Genomic DNA, 19,557 nt, shown 5'->3' on the forward strand with positions numbered 1-19,557 from the left:
ACGGCCGCCAGTGTACGCACTGGCGTCTCAGAAGCGGGGACCGATCACATGACGCGGCAGAACACCGCCTTCAAGTAGCGGCCTTCCGGCACGCTGCTGTTGAACGGATGGTCTGCGCCCGCGCCTGCCGTATGCAGCACCTGGATCTCGCGGCCGGCGTTGAGCGCCACCCGGCGCAGCATTTCCAGGAAGCCGGCCTCGCTGACCAGGCCGGTGCAGGAGCAGGTGAGCAGCAGGCCGCCGGGCGGGATCACGTCCAGCGCCAGGCGATTCATCGCGAAGTATTTCTTCAGCGCGTCCATCACCTTGTTGCGGTCGCGCGTGAGCTTGGCCGGGTCGAGGATCACCGCGTCGTATTGCTCACCGCGTGCCACGGCCGCGCGCAGCCAGTCGAAGATATCGGCCTGTTCGAACACGGCGGGCACGTCGTTGGCGGCAGCGTTGGCACGGGCGACCTCAAGGATGCCCGCGTCCATGTCCACGCCCGTGGCCGACTGCGCACCGGCCGCCAGCGCATGCACGGCGAATCCGCCTGCGTTGCAGCACAGATCGAGCACTTTGCGGCCCTTGGCCAGGCGGGCGAAATGGTGGCGATTCTCGCGCTGGTCGGCGAAGAAGCCCGTCTTGTGGCCATAGCCGGGCGCCGCGTGGAAACGCAGGCCGTGCTCATGCACTTCCACCGGCTCGGGCGCCTCGGGGGAGCGGCAGTCAAAGGATTCCTGCTTCTGCACATGGCTTTCCGCAAACCAGTACAGGCGCGCGCCAGGGAAGTGGCGCAGCAACGCGGCCTGGATGGCCTCGCGGAACCGCCACATGCCGGCGGCAAAGTATTCGATCACCAGGATATCGGCGTAGCGATCCACCACCAGGCCCGATAGCCCGTCGCCTTCGCTGTGCACCACGCGCCACGCGTCGCTGACGCGGTCCAGCTGCAGCAGTTCCTGGCGCAGCGCCACGGCGCGGTCGATGCGGCCGGTGATCCAGTCGGCGTCGATGGTCTCGGTGGGATCGCTGCTCAGCAGACGCAGCGCGATGCGCGCGTGGCCGTTCCAGAAGCCGCGGCCCACGAAGCGGCCCTTGGCGTCCTCCACATCGACCACGCTGCCGGGTGGCACGCGGGTTTCCGGCTTGTGGACCTGGGCCGACCAGACCCAGGGGTGGCCGGGCGTGCGGTCGGTCTTGAGGCGGATGATGGGGAGGGGGGCGGGGCTATTCATCCGCCCATGATAACCGGTGAGGGCCTAGAACCCGGCGATTTCCTTGTGGGAGCGCACCCTGTGCGCGACTGGCGTCCCATCTGTGGCGCTCCGTCGGAGTCGCGCACAGGGTGCGCTCCCACAAAAAGCGAGGTGTTCGCTCAGCGCAGGCGCAGCGCCAGCCAGGACAGCAGCGCCAGCAGGTTCAGCCCCAGCCGCGATACCGACGGCCCGGCCACGGCCAGCACGAAACCCTCGCTGCCGACATGCCAGTCCAGCCACAGCTGTACCGGAATATGCAGGCTGGCGTAGACGTTCACGAACGCGCCGCAATGGAAGCCATAGCTGAAAATCGGCGTGGCGATCAGCGGCAGCTGCAGCACCTGGGCCCAGCTCGAGAAGGTCACGCCGCGCTCGCTGTTTTCCAGCAACAGCACACCGGCCACCAGCACGAACGCGTAGAACGCCAGCCCGATCACCGCCACGATGGAGTCGTGCGAGCCGAACGGCAGCAGCCGTCGCAGCATGCTCACCATGCCGAAAAAGCCACCCGCTACTTCAAGGATGCCGATCAGGCGGAACAGAAAATTGCGCACGTGCGAAGCCCTGGGTCGAAAGGGGGCGAGCTTAGCGGATCGTGCTAGCGCTGTCGGTGGTGCGGCTTGGCAGTTTGTCGGGTGGTGTTCACGCCAGCCGCTTGCTGCACACATGGCGAACCCTTGTAGGAGCGCACTTGTGCGCGACCGTCCCCTCGCACAGGCACCGCTCCGCATGGGTCGCGCACAAGTGCGCTCCTACAGCAGCTCTTCCGACAATTCGTGCAGGTCGGCGATGTGCTGCTCCCACCAGCGCGCTTCGGCGGCGAACGGGAAGGCGGCGGGGAAGGCCGGATCGTGCCAGCGCGCCGCGATCCAGCCGGCGTAGTGCAGCTGGCGCATGGCGCGCAGCGCGGGCACCAGGGCGAGCTCGCTGAAGTCGAAATCACGCATCTGCTGATAGCCATCGAGCAGCGCGTTCATCGACTTCTCGTCGTTGGCGAGCATCCACAGGTCCTGCACCGCGGGACCCATGCGTGCGTCATCGAGATCGACGAAGTGCGGGCCGCCATCGGTCCACAGCACATTGCCCGGATGGCAGTCGCCATGCAGGCGCAGCGAACGCACCGGGCCGACGGCGTCGTAGCGGCTGGCTACGGCGTGGTCCACGCGTTCGGCCGCAGCGCGGTAGGCGGCGTGCAGCGACGGCGGCAGCAGCGATGATGCCAGCACGGCCTGCATCGGGTGCGCGATCAGCGTGGCGCGGTCGAGTCGGCCGCGGTGTTCGAACGCTGCGCGCGCGCCCACGCTGTGGATGCGTGCAATCAGGCGACCAAGCCATTCCAGTTGTTCGGTCGATTCCAGCGAGGGTGCGCGGCCGCCACGACGCGGCGTGAGCGCGTAGCGAAAGCCATCGTGATGCAGCAGCGTGCGTCCGCCGAACACCAGCGGCGCGACAACTGGAATCTCGGCTTCAACCAACTCCCCGGCGAACGCGTGCTCCTCCAGGATCGCCCGGTCGCTCCAGCGATGCGGTCTGTAGAACTTGGCAATGACCGGCGAGGCGTCTTCGATGCCCACCTGCCACACGCGGTTTTCGTAGCTGTTGAGCGCCAGCAGGCGGCCGTCCGGCCAAAGGCCACAGGCGGTGACGGCATCGAGGACGCGATCGGGATCGAGCGTGGCGTAGGGAGCGTCGATGCTCAACGCGGTGCCACGACGCGCGCGGGAATCACCGCCATGGTGATGCGCGAGATGCACACCAGTTCGCCGGCTTCCGTTTCGATGCGAATCTCCCACACCTGCGTGGTGCGGCCGATATGCACCATGCGCGCGGTGCCGGTGACCGTGCCGCTGCGCACGCCGCGGATATGGTTGGCGTTGATGTCCAGGCCCACGGCGACTTCCGAGGGATCGAGCGCGAGCATGGCGGCCGAGCTGCCCAGCGTCTCGGCCAGCACCACCGACGCACCGCCATGCAGCAGGCCATACGGCTGGTGCGTGCGGTGGTCCACCGGCATGGTGCCGCGCAGCCAGTCGTCGCCGATCTCGGTGATGCGGATGCCCAGCGTTTCCATCATGGTGTTGGCGCTCCAGCCGTTGATGCGCTCGAGCGAGATGTCCTGTTTCCAGATGGCCATGGCTGTTTTCTCCGCGTGAAGCTTGTGATTGGACCTCAAGGCCCTCATTGTCGGCTGACGCTTACGCCGCGACAATGTGCCCGTGTCTATCGTTACGATCCAATCCACCGGCCGCCATTTCCCGGTCGCGCCCGGCGAAACCGTGCTGGAAGCCGCGCAGCGGGCCGGCATCGCCTTGCCGTATTCGTGCCGCGCCGGCGTCTGCGGCAGCTGCAAGGCCACGCTGCTGGCAGGTTATTGCGAGTATCCGCGCAATCCGCCGGTGGCACTGGCCGGCACCTCGCCGGCACAGCATGCGATCTTGCTTTGCCAGGCGGTGCCGCGCGGCGATCTGCTGATCGAAGCGCGCGAAGTCACCTCGGTGGAAGACATCGCCAAGCGACAAGTGGATGTGGCGGTGTCGCGCAAATGGATGCTGGCGCCCGATGTGATCGGCCTGCATCTGCAGCCGGTGGCAGTGGATGCGCGACTCAACTGGCTGCCCGGTCAATATCTGGATGTGTTGCTGGAGGATGGGCGCCGCCGCCCGTTCTCCATCGCCAACCATCCGCAAGCCGACGGCACCACCGAACTGCATGTGCGCCACGTGGCCGGCGGCGGTTTCACCTCGTGGGTGTACGACACGCTCAAAGTGGGCGATGCCATGCGCATCGAAGGCCCGCTGGGCACCTTTGTGCCGCGCGAAGATTCGGAACGTCCGATGATCCTGATGGCCGGCGGCACGGGCTTTGCGCCGCTGAAGGCCATCGTCGAGCACTTCATGGCGCTGGGTACGCGTCGCCCGATGAGGGTTTATTGGGGTGCGCGGCAGGCAGCCGATATCTACATGCGCGAACAGGCTGAACGCTGGGCGGCCCTCGCGCACGACCTGACCTTCCAGGCGGTGATTTCGGATGCGGAACAGGCGCGGGCCAGCGGCATGCGCATGGGCTTCGTGCACGAGGCCGTGCTGCAGGATCACCCGGATCTCGCCGCCTACGACGTCTACATGAGCGGCCCGCCCGCGATGATCGATGCAGGTCGCAAGCTCTTCATCGCTGCAGGGTTGCCGGAAGACCGGCTGTACTACGACTCGTTCGACTACGCGCCCGATGTGCTGGCGCAGATCCTGGGCAGTCGCGCCGGCATCGTCGGCCTGTAGCGGGCGAGGGCGTTGCGCTCTCACCCGCGAAACAGCGGTCAGCCCGGATTCTTGCCCTTGGCCACCGGCAACTGGGCCTGCTGCCAGCCGATCACGCCACCACCCAGGGTGTAGACCTTGCTGAAGCCGGCCTTGACCAGACGCTGCGCGGCCTTGTCGCTGGCGCCGCGGCCGTCCTTGTCGATCAGCACCACCGGCACGTCCTTCGCCTTGGCCATGTCCTTGTGCTCGGGATCGAACTGGCTCATGGCGACGTGGCGCGAGCCCGGTACATGGGCCTTCTCGTAATCGGCATAGGCAGAGAGATCGATCAGCAGCGGACCTTCGCGGTTGATCAGCAGGGTGAGGCCGGCCGGCGTCAGCTCCTTGTACTTGCGCAGCAACATCAGCAGCTGCGTCCCGACCAGCCCGAGCAGCAGGACCAGGAACAGCGCGGCGAGCGCGAGGTGGTTGCCGAGGAACTCGGGCAGCTTATGCAGGATATCGCTCATTCTTGGGGCTTCCGCTGGCGCGGCTGGGCCGCGCGGGGTGAACTGAGCGGGGGATTATAGGGGGTGGAGGGGGGAGTTGGTTTTCTGCCTCATAGCCGGGTGCGTTCTTGATCGTCATCCCGGCGTAGGCCGGAAGCGCTCCTCAACAGCCGAAGGCTGGTCATCCAGAGCCTCGGTGCTTGGGTGTCGCGATACGGCAATCTGGCTCGCTTGCCGCGGGCTTCCGTGCCGCTGCCGCGGCCCGGGTCACTTTTCTTTGCTTGCCCAAAGAAAAGTAACCAAAAGAAAGGGCCCCCCGGATGACGCGCCTTCCGGGCTGCGCCCTCCAGGTGCGCGTGCGGGTTACGGGGTTTTTCGACAGGACATCCCTGTCCTGTCGAAAAACTGGCCGCATCCATGCGGCCACCCTTCGGGCTTTCCTCCACCCGCCCGCCGCGTCATACGGGGACCCCGAAGGTCCAGAGCCGAATCAAGAGCCGCATCAAGAGCCGCATCAAGAGGCGCACGACGCCCCAGGCGATACGCGGCTGTTTTTTTGTAGGAGCGCGCTGCCTTTTGGATGGCGGATCAACGCCGATGCTCAGCTTTTTTGTGGGAGCGCACCCTGTGCGCGACAAACCTACGGAGCGGTACACCGCAGCGTGGCTGTCGCGCACAGGGTGCGCTCCCACAGACAAGCAGGCGCGGCAGACGGAAGAAGGGATGTCTAAAGCCGATGCGCAGCGAGGCTCGGCTTTAAGTCCTCAGCGATTCGGGCGCGTTGCGCAGCGCTTTGAATTACCCGCTGTGTACCCTCGGAGGTTGTCCCATAACAACGCACCTCGAACGTTCGGGCTTATCCCAACACGATGCTGCGGGCGTTATCAGGCCATTCTCTTTGGGTTACTTTCGACGCGAAGCTAGTCCCGTGGGATCTCTTGGGCCAGCAAGAGAAAAGTGACTCGAGCGGCGGCAGCCGTTCGAAACGCCCGCCGCGTAGGCGGCACCCTGGCCTCAAGGTGACAAGGAAACACCGAGGCTCCGGATGACCAGCCAATTCGGCCACTGAAGAGCGCTTCCGGCCTGCGCCGGGATGACGATCAAAAAGGTCTGCCACGGGACGCCGAACTAAACGCCCACCGCGGCCATCAACCGAACCAACGCACCCCTACAACTGCTTCCCACTGATATCCGGCAACCCCGTCTCCAGATACCAGTGCTTACTTTCCGCGTCGTAACTCCACGTCTGGTGATCCGTCACCGTGCGCTCCGCCTGGGTGTTCACGTTGACCAGGTTGATCTTCACCGTCTGCTTCACTTCGAGCTGGCCATTGGGTACGGCGCCGTTGCCATCGTCATAGCCGCTGACCTTGTATTGCTGGTAGCGGGACATCTCCAACGGCGAAATCGGATGGGCCTCGCGCACCTTCGGGTCCACAAACACCAGGGCCGCGTTGAAGTCGCCCCAGCGCACCGCACTCGCATAGGCGTTGAGCGTGGTGGTGAGGTCGTCGTTGCGTTTGTTGGTGGCACAACCACCAAGCGCGAGCATGGACAGCGTGACGAGCGGGATCAGGACGCGACGCATCTGGCATTCCCCTTGGACTAGGCCTGCATTGTGCCCAAGGCGGACGACTTTTTCATACGGCGTCGGGGGAGCGTCGTTTGGCCACGAATCTGGCTTCCAGCGTGGCGGCGGGCTTGCTGCCGGTACCGGGTACCAGGCAGGTCACCTCGATGCGGGCACGGCCACGCGAGTCGAGCGTGTCGAAAAAGGTGACCCAGTTGGCACCTTCGGCCAGGCGCGCCTCGCTGACGAATCCCTCCCATACCGGTTCCAGGTAGCGCACGGTGGATTCGCCGACGAAGAGGTCGCATTCCAGTCCGCGCATGCGCAGCTCCAGTTCGACCAGGCCCCAGCCGTTGAGCGTCATCACGCTGACCAGGCTGCCGCCGAATGCGCAGCCCTTGTCGTTGATGTTCGGGCCCAATGGGGCGGCGAGGGAGAATTGCTGCTCGTCGCAGTCGTGCAAGTTGACGTCCATGGTCTGCGCCAGGGGAATTTCATCGCGCATGAAGTTGACCAGCTTGCGTGCAAGAGTGTTTCGTTCGGTGTTGCTCATCGTCGCGGGGTAGGCGTGGGGGGAATGCGTAGTTTACGCATCCTGGCGAGACAGCACCGCTACCGCCGGGGCCGCTACACTCGCGGGCAACCCCGGAGAGGCCCATGACCACCCGATCCCCGACCCCTGCCGAGCCCGCGCTGGACGGACGCACCGTGGTCATCACGCGCCCGGCCGGTACCGGTTCGCCGTTGGCGCGGCGCGTGCGGCGGATGGGCGGCGCGCCGCTGCTGCTGCCGGGCTTGTCGCTGCGTGCCGTCGATGATGCGGAGGCGGTGGCTATCGAGCTGCGCGTTGCACTGACGGACCAGTTGCTGATCTTCACCAGCCCCGCGGCGGTCCGTTTCGCCGCCCGGTTGGCGCCATTGCGCACCGCCGCCATCGTGCTTGCGGTAGGCCAGGGCACGGCGCGGGCATTGGCGCGCCATGGCATCGAAGCCTTGGCCCCGCTGGTGCGTCAGGACAGCGAAGGTCTGCTGGAACAACCGGCGTTATCGCAGATGACGGGGCGGCGCGTGGCGCTCATCGGCGCGCCAGGCGGCCGTGGCGTGCTGCGTGCGGAGCTGCTGGCGCGTGGCGCACAGTTGCGCGAAGTGCACGTCTATCGTCGTGGCACGCCGCGTTGGCAGCGCCATCAGCTCGACGCCATCCGACAGTTGCCGGCTGATGCGCGTGTGCTGCTGTCCAGCGCCGAAGCACTGGATAACCTCAGGCAGGGTTTGCCTGCCGATGCGTTCGCCCAATTGATCCAGGCCGTAGCGATCGCCAGCAGCGAGCGGCTCGCCGAGGCCGCGCATGCCGCCGGCTTCAAGCGTGTCGCAGTGGCAGCTTCGGCGCTCTCGGACAACCTGCTTGCAGCCGCCGCCCTTTCTTAGCCGTTTTCCTGCACGAACCCCAGCCCTTCACGCCCGTTTGATGCGAGCCCCCCGGCGTGGGCTGTTAGCATGTCGCGCATGAGCCAAGACGACTCCTTCCTCGATCGCGGTGCGCCTGCGGGCGCGCGTTCAGACACTTCCCCTCGCGCTGCGCGCGCGACGCCGCCGACCCGGCGCGGCAGCGGCACGCTGGCCGTGGCACTGCTGGTCTCCCTGCTTGCGCTTGGCGGCGCCGGCTACGTGGGCTGGCGCCAGTGGCGGCAGGAGCAGGGCAGTGCCGCCGGCAATGCGGCGCTCAGCGGACTCAAGCAGCGCGTCGACACGCTGGAAAGTGCCTTCGGCGCCAGCGACAGCGAACGCAACCTGCTGCGCCAGCGCCTGGGCGATGCCGATCAGGTGAATCGCTCGTTGCGCGAGGAGTTGCTGAGCCAGTCCGAGCGCACGCGCAATCTCGAAGATGCGGTGACCAAGCTGTCCGAAAAGACGCTGTCCGGTCACGACGCCATGCTGCTGGACGAAACCGAATCACTGCTGCGCATGGCCAAGGAGCGCTACGACTTGTTCCACGACGCCCAGGGCGCACTCGCTGCTTATGCGCTCGCCGATCAGGCGCTCGCGGCGGTCAATGACGGCGCCTTCTCCGGTCTGCGCCAGAGCGTCGGCGCGGAACGCGAAGCGTTGAGCAAGACGCAGACGGTGAACGTGGACACCGCGCTGACCACGCTGAGCAATCTCCGTGCCGCGACGATGGAGTTGCCCCTCAAGCCGCTCGATGGCGCGGCATCCGATGCCTCTCCCGGCGGCTGGTCGCGCATCATGGGCGCCCTCAATGAAGTGGTGAAGGTACAGCGCACGAATGGCGCGCCGCTGTCGGTCGCCGATGCGCGCTTCGCACGCGAGCTCGCTTCGATCGATCTGGCCCAGGCGCAGGCGGCACTGCTGGCCTCCGATCGCGACGCCTACATCGCGGCGCTCAAGCGTGCCGACGCCGGCATCGTGGCGCAGTTCGACATCAACGCCGCGCCGGTACAGCAGGCGCGCACGCAGTTGGCCACCCTGCTGGCGCAGCCGCCCGGTGCGGCGGTGCAGCTGGGTGCGGCCCTGGGCGAGCTGCGTAATCTGCGCGCTGTGCATGCACTCAAGCCCGCGGCCAGCAGCTCGGCCGGAGCCAAGTCATGACGTTGTGGCGTTGGATTCTGCTGCTGGTGATCGTGGCGGCACTGACCGCGTTCGGCTGGCATTGGGTGGCGGAAGACCCGGGTTATGTGCTGGTGCAGCTGCGCGGCTGGCAGGCGGAAACCACGGCGGTGGCTGCGATGGTGATCCTGTTGCTGGCCTGGGCCCTGCTGAGCGCGCTCTGGTTTGCCGTGCGCTGGCCGTTCGGCGCCTTCACGCGTCGCCATCGTCGGCTCAGCCGACGGAAGATGAGCGACGGCCTGCTCGCCTTGATGGAAGGTCGCCACGGCGATGCCGAGCGCGACCTGCATCGTGCCTCGCGTCTGGATGTGCTGCGTGGTCCCGCCTTGCTTGCGGCGGCCGAAGCCGCATCGCGTCGCGGCGAGAACAGCCGTGCGCTCAGCACGCTGGATGAAGCGGCGCAGGTCGCACCGCGCGGCGCCCGCGTGCTGCGTGCCCGCGTGCTGCGTCGCGAGGGTCGTCCGGCCGAAGCGGTGAATCTGCTCGCTGCCGATGCGGACGCCGGCAGTCTCACGCCGGGGGGCTGGCGCGAACTTGCGCTTGCCGCACTGGCCAGCGGCGACACGCGTCGGGCGCGCCAGGCGTTGGAGCCATTGCAAAAGAGCGGTTCGCTCAGCACCAAGACCTTCGCCGTGCTGGAAGGCCAGGTGCTGGCCGCTTCGCTGCGCGGTGCTTCGGATGCGGCCGCGCTCAATACGCTGTGGTCACAACTGCCCAAGACGCAGCGTCGCGTACCGGCGGCGGTGGATGCTTACGCGCGCCAGGCGGCGTCGTTCGGTATGGTGTTGCCAGCGATGGACGAAGTGGAATCGGCGCTGCGCCGCGAATGGTCGCCGCTGTTGATCGAAACCTACGGTGCGCTCGGCGGCGAAGATATCGAAGCGCGCCTGCGTCGCGCCGAGTCGTGGCTCGATGGACATCCCAACGATGCCGCCCTGCTGCTGACGTTGGGCCGTATGTGCGTGCGCCAGGGCCTGTGGGGCAAGGCGGCGCAGTATTTGGAACGCTCGCTCGCCCTCACGCCCAGCAGCGGCGCGTGGGAATCGCTGGGCGACGTCTACGCCGGCCAGGACGATGCCGCCTTGGCCCAGCGGTGTTACCGCAACGCCCTGGCGCTGGCGCGTGGCGAAGCCGTCGCGCCGTTGCCGCAGGGTACGCGCTCGACGCGTCTGGACACGCGCCCCATCGCAGTGGAAGAGCGCAGCGAACACGGTGTGCCGCGACTGCCTGAGTGACCGCAGTCGCCGCCTGAGCCTTTGAAGGTGCGCGGCGGCGCTGCTTCAACTCGCCGAAATGGCCCAGGTGATGAAGCCGGCGTTGATCGCCGTAAACACCAGGGCCACCAGGAAAATGGTGTCGGCCGTGCGTTCCAGCCGATGATTGCGGCCCAGGCTGCGCGTGCGCAACGCCCAGTACGAAAGCAGGCACGAAGAAAGATAGAGCATGGAGTTGAAGGCCAGCAGGTCGTCACCGAGCAGGTCCTCTTTGCGCAGCGAAATCACCACGCGAAGAATGCCGATCACGGTGAGACATACGCCGACCATCGCGGCCGATGCCGTGAAGATGTGCACGCAGATATCGTGGTCCAGGCGCGCACGCTGGCTTTCGGGGCTGTTGTCGGAGATGTCGGTCATGGCATGGCCTGGATCGAATGCATTGTAAAGAGGGAGCCCCAGCGCTCGCCGGCGGTTCCCGTCGAACCTTCCTGCGTTCATCGCCCAGATCATAAAGGCGACTCAGTCGCCCGGGCGCACCCACCGGCGCTGCACGCGCTCGGCCAGCATCACCACCGCCAGCGAGCAGATGATGCCCAGCGCCACTTCGCCCAGGCGCGTGAGGGCGATCAGCCAGAACGAGCCCGTATGCGGCACCAGCATGATGATGGTGGTGGTGGTGCCACTGAGCCGGCCCGCGCTGCCCACCCCCAGCAGCCAGCAGATGGTAATGGCGACCACGATCGCCACGGCATAGGCGCTGTATTGCTCGCCCAGCAAGAGCGTGGCGCCAAAACCTACGATGCCGCCCACCAGCGCGCCGATCAGCTGGTCGCGCGATGACGAGCGGGTATCGAGGTAGGTCTGCTGGGTCACCGCGATGGCGGTGATGGCCGCCCAGAAGGCCTGCTGGGTATGCAGCAGCAGGCCCAGCCCATAGGCGACGCTTGCCGCGAGCAGTGCCTGCAGCGCAAACCACAGGCCCTGCACCAGCCGATGCGTCCACGGCTGCTGGCGGTACACATAGGCCAAGCCTTGCTGGACGTCGACCAGGCGTCGCAGGTTGTCGCGCAGGGAAGGCTGGTCGCTCATGGGCGTGGCTACAGAGGCGTCAGGTTGGCATAGGCATAGACCAGCCACTTGCTGCCGCTGTTGGCGAAATTGACCTGGATGCGCATATGCGCGCCGCTGCCCTCGGCCGTGACCACGATGCCTTCGCCGAAGCTGGGATGGCTCACGCGCTGGCCAAGCGTCAGCGGCATGCTCTCTTCCAGCGACTTCGATCCACTGTTCGGGCGCGCCCCATAGAGCGGCCGGCTTACCTGCACGCGCGGTCGCACTTCGTCGATCAGTTCGGGCGGAATTTCCGCCAGGAAGCGTGACGGGCGCGCGAGCATTTCCACGCCGTGCATGCGGCGCGATTCGGCGTAGGTGATGAACAGGCGCTCGCGTGCACGCGTGATGCCCACGTAGGCGAGGCGGCGTTCCTCTTCCAGGCGGCCTTCGTCTTCCACCGAGCGCTGGCTGGGAAACAGGCCTTCTTCCATGCCGACCAGGAACACCACCGGGAATTCCAGGCCCTTGGCCGAATGCAGCGTCATCAGCTGCACGCAGTCGTCCCAGGTTTCGCCCTGGCCTTCGCCGGCTTCCAGCGCGGCGTGCGAGAGGAAGGCTGACAATTCGCTCAGGCCCGCTTCCTCGTCATCGGGCGTCAGCTCGAAGCGGCTGGCGACATTGACCAGTTCGTCCAGGTTCTCCACGCGCGACTCGGCGTTACCGCGGCTGTCCTTCTCGTAGAAGTCGCGCAGGCCGGTGTGGGTGATCGCGTGATCGATCTGTTCGGCCAGTGCAAGCGCGTCGCCCACACCTGCGCCCGCGAACGCGCGCGCCATATCCTCGATCATGGTGAGGAAAGCCTTCACCGCGTTCTTCGCGCGGCCGGCCAGCTCGCTGCCACCGCTGAGTTCGCTGAGCGCGGCTTCCCACATGGAGCTGCGTTCGGTGCGCGCGCGACGGCGCAGCACATCCAGCGTGCGGTCGCCGATGCCGCGCGGCGGCGTGTTGACGGCACGCTCAAACGCGGCGTCATCCTGTCGGTTGGATGAGAGGCGAAGGTAAGCCAAAGCATCCTTGATTTCCGCGCGATCGAAGAAGCGCTGGCCGCCGTAGACGCGGAAGCGGATATCCCGCTGCATCAGCTGTTCTTCGAAGTTGCGCGACTGCGCATTGGAGCGATAGAGGATCGCGCAGTCGCGCGCCTGGCCATGCTCGGCGACGTATTCGCGGATGCGCTCGATGACGAAGCGCGCTTCGTCCTGTTCGTTGTACGCGGCGTACAGCGCGATGCGCTCGCCTTCGCCGCCGTCCGTCCACAGCTGCTTGCCGAGGCGGCCGCCGTTGCGGGCGATTACGCTGTTGGCGGCTTTGAGGATGGTCGAGGTGGAGCGGTAGTTCTGTTCGAGCTTGATGGTCTTGGCGCCCGGGAAATCGCGCAGGAATTGCTGCACGTTTTCCACCTTGGCGCCGCGCCAGCCATAAATCGCCTGGTCGTCGTCGCCCACCACGAACACCTGGCCGGTGTGGCCGGCGAGCACGCGGATCCATGCGTACTGCAGCGTGTTGGTGTCCTGGAATTCGTCGATCAGCAGGTGGCGCCAGCGATCGCGGTAGTGATCGAGAATGGACGGATTGTGCAGCCACAATTCGTGCGCGCGCAGCAGCAGTTCGGCGAAGTCCACTAGGCCGGCGCGGCGGCAGGATTCTTCATACGCCTGGTAGATCTGCACCAGGGTGCGCGTCATCGGGTGATCGCGATGCTCGATGGTGTCCGCGCGCTTGCCTTCGTCCTTCCACTGATTGATCTGCCAGGTGGCCTGGCGCGGCGGGAAGCGCGCCTCGTCGAGACCAAGACCGGCGATCACGCGCTTGATGATGCGCTGCTGATCGTCCGCGTCGAGGATCTGGAAACCTTCCGGCAGCCCCGCCTCGCGCCAGTGCCGGCGCAACAGGCGATGCGCGATGCCGTGGAAGGTGCCCACGGTCAGGCCCTGGGTACCGCCCGGAATCAGCTGGTCGAGGCGCGCGCGCATTTCGCCGGCGGCCTTATTGGTGAAGGTGACGGCGAGGACCGACCACGGCGACACGCCCACCACCTGGGTGAGCCAGCCGATCCGGTGAGTGAGCACGCGGGTCTTGCCGGAGCCGGCGCCAGCGAGCACGAGATAGTGGCCGGGAGGCGCGCAAACGGCTTCGCGCTGCGCGTCGTTGAGCTTGTCGATCAGGTGGGAGACATCCATCCTGCCTATTGTACCGGGGGAGGCAAGGCCGTTCCCGCCAAGGTGCCCGATGCGGGCCTCAGTAGTTGAGACCCGGGCTCAGCAGGTGCCAGTGCACGATGAAGCCGATGGCGGCGAGGCAGGCCAACAGCAGGACCGCGCCGCTGATCCGGCGCCACCAGCTGCCCGCCTGGCGCCAGGCACGCCAGGTTTCCACGGCCACCGCCAGCGTGCCCAGCACAGCCAGGACACCGACCAGTTGCAACAGTCGCAAGCGCGTGTCGAGCGTCGAGGCGCCCAGCCGCGGCAGCATCAGCATCCAGCCGCAGGCGAAGAGCAGATAGGCGATGGCGCTCAGGCGGCTCAGTCGATACCAGCGAAGGTCGCGATCGGTCAGTGTCGACGGTTGGCGGCGGCACAGCAGCGCCACGATCGGCCATGACAGTGCGATCAGCGCGAACACGACAAGGATCGCCGTCACTGCGGCGATGACACGGTGGGGCGGCCAGTCCGTGGCGGGCAAATACACCTGCACCGGCGAAACGGTATTGACGGACAGCATGCTTACCTTGCCATCGCGCATGACGGCGCCCAGGTGGCGGCCGGTGGCGTCATCCACCCACAGATACGGCTTCACCTCGCGCCAGTGCGCGGGGCCGAACATCGGTGCGAGCAGCGTGCCATCGGCGGCCACGCTGACGGTGGTTTGCTGGAACAGGTCGCGCAGTGCGAGCACGTTGCTGCGCGAGGTGACGCTGGATGAATAACGGCCCGCCAGCTGCGCGGCGTGCTGCTTGTCTGTGCCAAGTGTCGGTAGTTTCAGCTGGGGCAGCGGCGGGAAGTATCGATCGGAAAAGCGTTCCAACACCCCGCGCAGCAACGCTCCGGCATGGCCACCATCGGTCGCCACGAAGATGCCGGTGTGATGCTCGGGAAACAGCGCGAGCAAGCTATGGAACCCATCGAAATCACCCGCTTGGCCAAGGATGACCTGGTCGCCGTGATCCAGATGCATGAAGCCCAGCGCCATGCCCGGCAGGCTGGGAATCGCCGCACGCTGGTAGCTCTGCATCTGTTGCACGGTGGCCTGCTCGAGCAACTGTGCGTTGCCCGAACGTCCGAATTGAAGATGCGCAATCATGAAATGCGCCATGTCCTCGGCGCTGACCGAAAGCGCGCCCGCAGGCACCGCCGTGCGCAGGGCGAACGGATGCGGCGCGCTACCCGGCTTGCCGTAGCTGAGCGCCATGTCCGGCTGCAGCGACGCTGGCAACGGCTGGCGGAAGCTGGCGTGCCTCATCTCCAGCGGCTCCAGCATGTGCCGCTCCATGTAATCGTTGAACGGCTGCCCGGATACGCGCTGCACGATGTAGCCGGCCAACGCGGCGCCATAGGTGGAATACGCAGGAACCTCGCCGACGGGATAGATGCGCTTTGGCACCCATTGTTTCAACCAGACGTCGTAGCGCAGTTGCGATGCGGGATTGACCGCATAGCGGTCCTTGAGCACGTCTTCGAAACCGGCGGTATGCGTCATCAGATCGCGCAACGTGACCGCTTTGCCCTCGCGCGGCGGCACGGTGAAATCAAGATAGCGATTGATGTCCGCATCCAGGTCGAGCTTGTGCTTCTCGACCAGTTGCATCACCGCCGTCCAGGTCAACAGCTTGGAGATCGACGCAGCGCGGAACATGGTCGTGGCGGGATCGACCGGCTTTTTCGCCTCGGCGTCCGCATAGCCATAGCCCTTCGAGTACAGCAGCTCGCCGTCCTTGACTACAACGATCGCCGCGCCGGTCACGCCGCCTTGCTGCATCACGCCGCCCATCTCGGCGTCGAGCCAGGATTGAAGATCGCGGGGGTCGAGGTCGGACGCACCCAGTTGGGTGACGGTGGCGTGCTTGGCTTCCGGCAGCGGCGTGATCTGGATCGGCGCCTGCGCCCACAGACTGGCCGGCAGCAACATCAGGGCGAGGGCCGCAGCATGTTTCCGCGAGCGGAAGCAGCTCATCACGGTGGACGCGATGGCGAGCATGCGGGACTCCTTGAAGCGGACGCGGCGGGGACGGTGGACAAGTATGCACCGCCACTTGTGGCGTGGCGTCGGCGTGGCGTCAACGCGCGTCAGGTGGTTTTCAGCTGGAAGCGTGCGCTCAGTCGCGTTTCATCTGCGCAACGACATCAGCCAGTTCGCGTACGGCCGCTTCGGAGACCTCGCGCTGCGGCGTGGTATCCGGGTTGTTGTAGTTGCCCGTGTCGCCGATCACCTGGACCATGATGCCGTCGCTGCGCGGCACCACGCTGAGATTTTGCGTACGCAAGCCGTACGTGACTTCGGGCTGGGGGATCAGCCGTGCCGTCTGCCCGCGCACGGGGATCACCGTATCGTCGTTGAACAGTGCACGCGCCCCGTAGCCGGTGGCATTGACCAGGGTGTGCTCGGGGAGCTGTTGCAGCTGCTCGGCGTGTTCGAATTGGCGGATCTCGATCTTGCCGCCGGCCGCAAGATATTCGCTCATCAGATAATTCGCATAGCTGCTGATGTTGAACATCAGCGTCGTGTAACGACGCACATGGGGCTCGGGGAACGGATGCTGGCCCGGCGACAGCTGCACCGACCGCGGCGTGAGATCGCGCACGCGGTCCGCAAATTCGCCGTACTCGGGTTCGTCCGCCACCTCGCCGTGAAACTTGCCGAACGGCGCATCCGCCAGCGAATAACCGTCGATCCATTCGATCGGCTGGCCCGGCAGGCCGAGCAGGCTCTGGTACCGCGCATAGGAAATGCGCGTCATCATCTCCCAGCGGTCTGCCAGGGCCGGCGCATGCGCGGCGTCGCAGATGCGCGAGTCGGGCGTCCACAGGCCGGAAGCGCGCATGGAGAACACATCCGGCGGCAAGGCCTTGGCGTAGATGCGCGTGGCCAGGCCGGCGCGCTGCGCGAGCAGGGCGGTGGTCAGTCCAATCGCGCCGCAGCCGATCACGCCCAGCTCGCGTGCGCCGCTGGCCTGCACCATCTGCAAGGCCAGCGTGCCCGAGCCCCACGACAGCGACCAGCCGCTGCCGCCGTGGCCGTAGTTGTGCACCACCGCTTTCTTGCCGACCTTTTCCAGTTCGATGCGCGGACCCGCTGCACGGAACGGGCGAGTGCATACATAGACGCCGGTAATGCGGTCGGTGCTGGCGCGGATGGGCGCCAGTGCTGTCGAACAGGCCGTGGAGCCCGAGCGTGATTTCACCGCTGGCGTGGTGCAGGCGGCCAGTCCCGCGGTCGAGGCCACGGCGAGCGTGGCGCTGGCTTGGCGCAGGAATTGGCGGCGTTCCATGGGCGTTCCGACAGGCTGGGGCGCTGAAAGCTTACACGCTCGTCATTCCGGCCTGCGCCGGAATGACGGCTAAAAACTCAGCCCTTCTTGAGGAACCCACCAATCGCCAGCAACGCCCCCACCACGATCCCCGCAATTCCCACCCACTGCGGCAGCGCCTTGTCATGCGTGGCGCTGACCTTGGCCGAGCCGATCTGTACGAGGGTGTCGGTGGTCTGATAGCTGCCATGGCCCATCAGGACGTAAATGCCGCCGGCCAGCAGGAGAACGCCGAGGATGATCAGCACTGCACGCATGGAAAGCTCCTTGGAAAGGTGGACGGGCGAAGAATCGCTAGATCGCGTCACGCCGCTGTGAAACCGCGCCAAGTCGTTGACGCGCCACCATAGGAGCAGAGGGAAAGGGAAAAGTCGACGGCGGCGTGAAGAAGCATTGCCGCCGTCGAGAGGGTAAGCAGATGCTCAGTCCACCCGGGCGAACAGCGCGCCATGGCCGGGTAGGCTCAGGCCGTCGGCGGTGGCCGTGCCCTGGCTCAATCCGTGGCCGTTGACGGGAGTGAGCTTGCCCAGGGCGGCCAGCGGCAGTTCCACCGGCGTCTTGGACAGATTGAACGCGACCAGCAGCGTCTCCTCGCCATGCTTGCGGGTAAAGGCGAGCACGGGTTCGGGCGTATCGATGAACTGGATGCTGCCCCAGCGCAAAGCCGGCTGCGTCTTGCGCCAGGCCATGAAGTGACGGAAGCCGTTGAGCGTGGAATCGGGCGTCGCGTCCTGCAGCGTCACGGCCAGCGCGCGATGTTCGGCGGGCACTGGCAGCCACGGATCGCCCACGCTGAAGCCGGCGTTGATGCCGCCGTTCCAGGGCATCGGCGTGCGGCAGCCGTCGCGGCCCTTGAAGGTCGGCCAGAAGGTGATGCCGTAAGGATCCTGCAGCGATTCGAACGGCACTTCGGCCTCGGTCAGGCCCAGCTCTTCGCCCTGATACACGCACACCGATCCACGCAGCGAGCACACCATCGCGCTCAGCAGATTGGCCAGCTTCGGCGACGCATGGCCATTGCCCCAACGGCTGAGCACGCGCGACACGTCGTGATTGGAGATGGCCCAACACGGCCAGCCCTCCAGCATCTGCGCCTCGAGGTTCTGCACCGTGCCGCGGATGTAGCCGGCGCTGAAATCATCGGTGAGCAGCTCAAAGCTGTAACCCATGTGCAGGCGATTGCCGCTGGTGTATTCGGCGGTGGTGGCGAGCGAGTCTTCGGACGAGATCTCGCCGATGGCGGCCACGTCTTCGTACTGATCCATCAAGGCACGCAGTTCTTCCAGGAACGCGATGTTCTCCGGTTGCGTGTTGTTGTAGTAGTGGTACTGGAACGCGTACGGGTTATCCGGGCTGAAGCCGCGGCCGACGCGCTTTTCCTCGGGCTTGGGCGGGTTGTCGCGCAGCTCGCGATCATGGAAGCAGAAGTTGATCGCATCCAGGCGCAGGCCGTTGACGCCCTTGTCCAGCCAGTACTTCACCTCGCCGAGCACCGCGCCGCGCACATCCGGGTGGTGATAATTCAGGTCCGGCTGCGAAGTCAGGAAGTTGTGCAGGTAGTACTGGCCGCGGCGTGGTTCCCACTGCCAGGCGCAACCGCCGAACAGCGAGAGCCAGTTGTTGGGCGGCGTGCCGTCGGCTTTCGCATCGGCCCACACGTACCACTCGGCCTTGGGATTGTCCCGGCTCTCGCGGCTTTCCTTGAACCAAGCGTGCTCCACCGAGGTATGGCTGAGCACCTGGTCGATCATCACTTTCAGGCCGAGCTTGTGAGCCTTGGCCAGCAGGCGGTCGAAATCCTCGTTGCTGCCGAACAGCGGATCGACTTCGCGATAGTCCGCGATGTCGTAACCGAAGTCGGCCATGGGCGAGCGGAAGAACGGCGAGATCCAGATCGCATCCACGCCAAGGCTCGCGACATAGTCGAGCTTGTCGACGATGCCGGGCAGGTCACCGACGCCATCGCCGTTGGTGTCCATGAAACTGCGTGGATAGATCTGATAGGTGACGGCTCCTCGCCACCAGGGTGCATCACTCATTCGTTTGTCCCGTTCCCGCCCAATGCCTGCGTCGCGCGCAGATCTGTCGCTCCGATTGCGAAGCGCGGGGGGCAGCTTAAAGGCAGAGTGCAAAGCGGGCGCTTCGACTGCATACGTATTCAGAAAATCGGGATATTGCGATGCAGCAGGTGGCAAAAAGATTCGTTCCCTGGTCGGAAAACTTGCGCCCGGCGATGTGCGCCGAGGTACGGCAAACCGCGCCGTCATACGTTTTCCGAGCGCCGCGCCGGGTCGCGGCAAACCGTACGCAGACAACGGGCGTGAGACACGCACCCATTAGAATTTTGTCAAAGGTGCACAAAAAAACCGGGTCATGAATACGTATGCATAGGCCTGTTCGGGGTTTTTTGCAGCCCTACCATGGCCGCCACGCGACGGGGCCCTCCGAAGATTTCTCGGCTTGCACTGGCGCGTAGCCCGCAGCGCCTGTGGGGGCGACTGCGGCAACTACAAAACCAAAGATGA

18 protein-coding genes are annotated in these 19,557 nt (G+C 65.8%); 4 read left to right on the forward strand and 14 right to left on the reverse strand.

All coding sequences use genetic code 11. The annotated features are described in order from the left end of the window. Window positions 1-44: 44 nt before the first annotated feature. The 4 genes from AC1DMY_RS18725 to AC1DMY_RS18740 form a co-directional block, all read right to left on the reverse strand. Window positions 45-1,217: a class I SAM-dependent rRNA methyltransferase gene (locus tag AC1DMY_RS18725; protein ID WP_477166376.1), complete on the reverse strand. Its 1,173-nt coding sequence runs from the start codon at window positions 1,215-1,217 to the stop codon at window positions 45-47. Window positions 1,218-1,357: 140 nt separating this feature from the next. After that, window positions 1,358-1,792, reverse strand: a complete 435-nt coding sequence (locus tag AC1DMY_RS18730; RefSeq protein ID WP_441605493.1) for a hypothetical protein — start codon at window positions 1,790-1,792, stop codon at window positions 1,358-1,360. A 198-nt stretch (window positions 1,793-1,990) separates the two neighbouring features. Further along, the gene (locus AC1DMY_RS18735; protein ID WP_477166377.1) at window positions 1,991-2,938 is read right to left on the reverse strand and encodes a serine/threonine protein kinase; all 948 of its coding nucleotides are present in this window, start codon (window positions 2,936-2,938) and stop codon (window positions 1,991-1,993) included. Then, window positions 2,935-3,372 carry a hotdog fold thioesterase gene (locus tag AC1DMY_RS18740; protein WP_477166378.1) on the reverse strand — a complete coding sequence of 146 codons (438 nt, stop codon included), beginning with the start codon at window positions 3,370-3,372 and terminating at the stop codon, window positions 2,935-2,937. Before AC1DMY_RS18740 ends, AC1DMY_RS18735 begins: the two co-directional genes overlap by 4 nt. A gap of 82 nt (window positions 3,373-3,454) precedes the next feature. On the opposite strand from AC1DMY_RS18740, the gene AC1DMY_RS18745 reads away from it, so the two are divergent. After that, window positions 3,455-4,513 (forward strand): 2Fe-2S iron-sulfur cluster-binding protein, encoded by a 1,059-nt coding sequence (locus tag AC1DMY_RS18745; RefSeq protein WP_477166379.1) that lies wholly within the window; start codon window positions 3,455-3,457, stop codon window positions 4,511-4,513. A 38-nt stretch (window positions 4,514-4,551) separates the two neighbouring features. Here the strand turns inward: AC1DMY_RS18745 and AC1DMY_RS18750 are convergent, their stop codons facing one another. The 3 genes from AC1DMY_RS18750 to AC1DMY_RS18760 all read right to left on the reverse strand — a co-directional run bounded on the left by AC1DMY_RS18750 (window position 4,552) and on the right by AC1DMY_RS18760 (window position 7,106). Continuing rightward, a complete protein-coding gene (locus AC1DMY_RS18750) occupies window positions 4,552-5,004 on the reverse strand; it encodes a rhodanese-like domain-containing protein (RefSeq protein WP_477166380.1) in 453 nt (150 codons plus the stop codon). A gap of 1,147 nt (window positions 5,005-6,151) precedes the next feature. After that, entirely contained in the window at window positions 6,152-6,571 is a 420-nt protein-coding gene (locus AC1DMY_RS18755; RefSeq protein ID WP_477166381.1) for a hypothetical protein, read from the reverse strand. A 52-nt stretch (window positions 6,572-6,623) separates the two neighbouring features. Continuing rightward, window positions 6,624-7,106 carry a YiiD C-terminal domain-containing protein gene (locus AC1DMY_RS18760; protein ID WP_477166382.1) on the reverse strand — a complete coding sequence of 161 codons (483 nt, stop codon included), beginning with the start codon at window positions 7,104-7,106 and terminating at the stop codon, window positions 6,624-6,626. 104 nt (window positions 7,107-7,210) lie between these two features. Here AC1DMY_RS18760 and AC1DMY_RS18765 point away from each other — a divergent pair, with 104 nt between their 5' ends. From AC1DMY_RS18765 to AC1DMY_RS18775, 3 genes are all read left to right on the forward strand, one after another. Beyond that, entirely contained in the window at window positions 7,211-7,981 is a 771-nt protein-coding gene (locus tag AC1DMY_RS18765) for a uroporphyrinogen-III synthase (RefSeq protein WP_477166383.1), read from the forward strand. A gap of 78 nt (window positions 7,982-8,059) precedes the next feature. Then, window positions 8,060-9,160: a uroporphyrinogen-III C-methyltransferase gene (locus AC1DMY_RS18770; RefSeq protein ID WP_477166384.1), complete on the forward strand. Its 1,101-nt coding sequence runs from the start codon at window positions 8,060-8,062 to the stop codon at window positions 9,158-9,160. After that, on the forward strand, window positions 9,157-10,413 hold the full coding sequence (locus tag AC1DMY_RS18775; protein WP_477166385.1) for a heme biosynthesis HemY N-terminal domain-containing protein: 1,257 nt from the start codon (window positions 9,157-9,159) through the stop codon (window positions 10,411-10,413). Before AC1DMY_RS18770 ends, AC1DMY_RS18775 begins: the two co-directional genes overlap by 4 nt. A gap of 45 nt (window positions 10,414-10,458) precedes the next feature. Here AC1DMY_RS18775 and AC1DMY_RS18780 read toward each other — a convergent pair whose 3' ends face one another. The 7 genes from AC1DMY_RS18780 to AC1DMY_RS18810 form a co-directional block, all read right to left on the reverse strand. Continuing rightward, window positions 10,459-10,812 carry a hypothetical protein gene (locus AC1DMY_RS18780; protein WP_477166386.1) on the reverse strand — a complete coding sequence of 118 codons (354 nt, stop codon included), beginning with the start codon at window positions 10,810-10,812 and terminating at the stop codon, window positions 10,459-10,461. 102 nt (window positions 10,813-10,914) lie between these two features. Next, a complete protein-coding gene (locus tag AC1DMY_RS18785; RefSeq protein ID WP_477166387.1) occupies window positions 10,915-11,484 on the reverse strand; it encodes an FUSC family protein in 570 nt (189 codons plus the stop codon). 8 nt (window positions 11,485-11,492) lie between these two features. Next, a complete protein-coding gene (gene uvrD, locus AC1DMY_RS18790) occupies window positions 11,493-13,688 on the reverse strand; it encodes a DNA helicase II (RefSeq protein WP_477166388.1) in 2,196 nt (731 codons plus the stop codon). Window positions 13,689-13,746: 58 nt separating this feature from the next. Continuing rightward, entirely contained in the window at window positions 13,747-15,702 is a 1,956-nt protein-coding gene (locus AC1DMY_RS18795) for a serine hydrolase domain-containing protein (RefSeq protein WP_477166389.1), read from the reverse strand. Window positions 15,703-15,820: 118 nt separating this feature from the next. Further along, window positions 15,821-16,993 (reverse strand): FAD-dependent oxidoreductase, encoded by a 1,173-nt coding sequence (locus AC1DMY_RS18800; RefSeq protein ID WP_477166390.1) that lies wholly within the window; start codon window positions 16,991-16,993, stop codon window positions 15,821-15,823. A 77-nt stretch (window positions 16,994-17,070) separates the two neighbouring features. After that, entirely contained in the window at window positions 17,071-17,289 is a 219-nt protein-coding gene (locus tag AC1DMY_RS18805; protein WP_477166391.1) for a hypothetical protein, read from the reverse strand. A 165-nt stretch (window positions 17,290-17,454) separates the two neighbouring features. Then, window positions 17,455-19,071, reverse strand: coding sequence for an alpha-glucosidase family protein (locus AC1DMY_RS18810; RefSeq protein WP_477166392.1), 1,617 nt, complete (start codon window positions 19,069-19,071; stop codon window positions 17,455-17,457). Window positions 19,072-19,557: the final 486 nt, after the last annotated feature.

The sequence above is a fragment of the Dyella sp. 01L423 genome, from assembly GCF_056399945.1.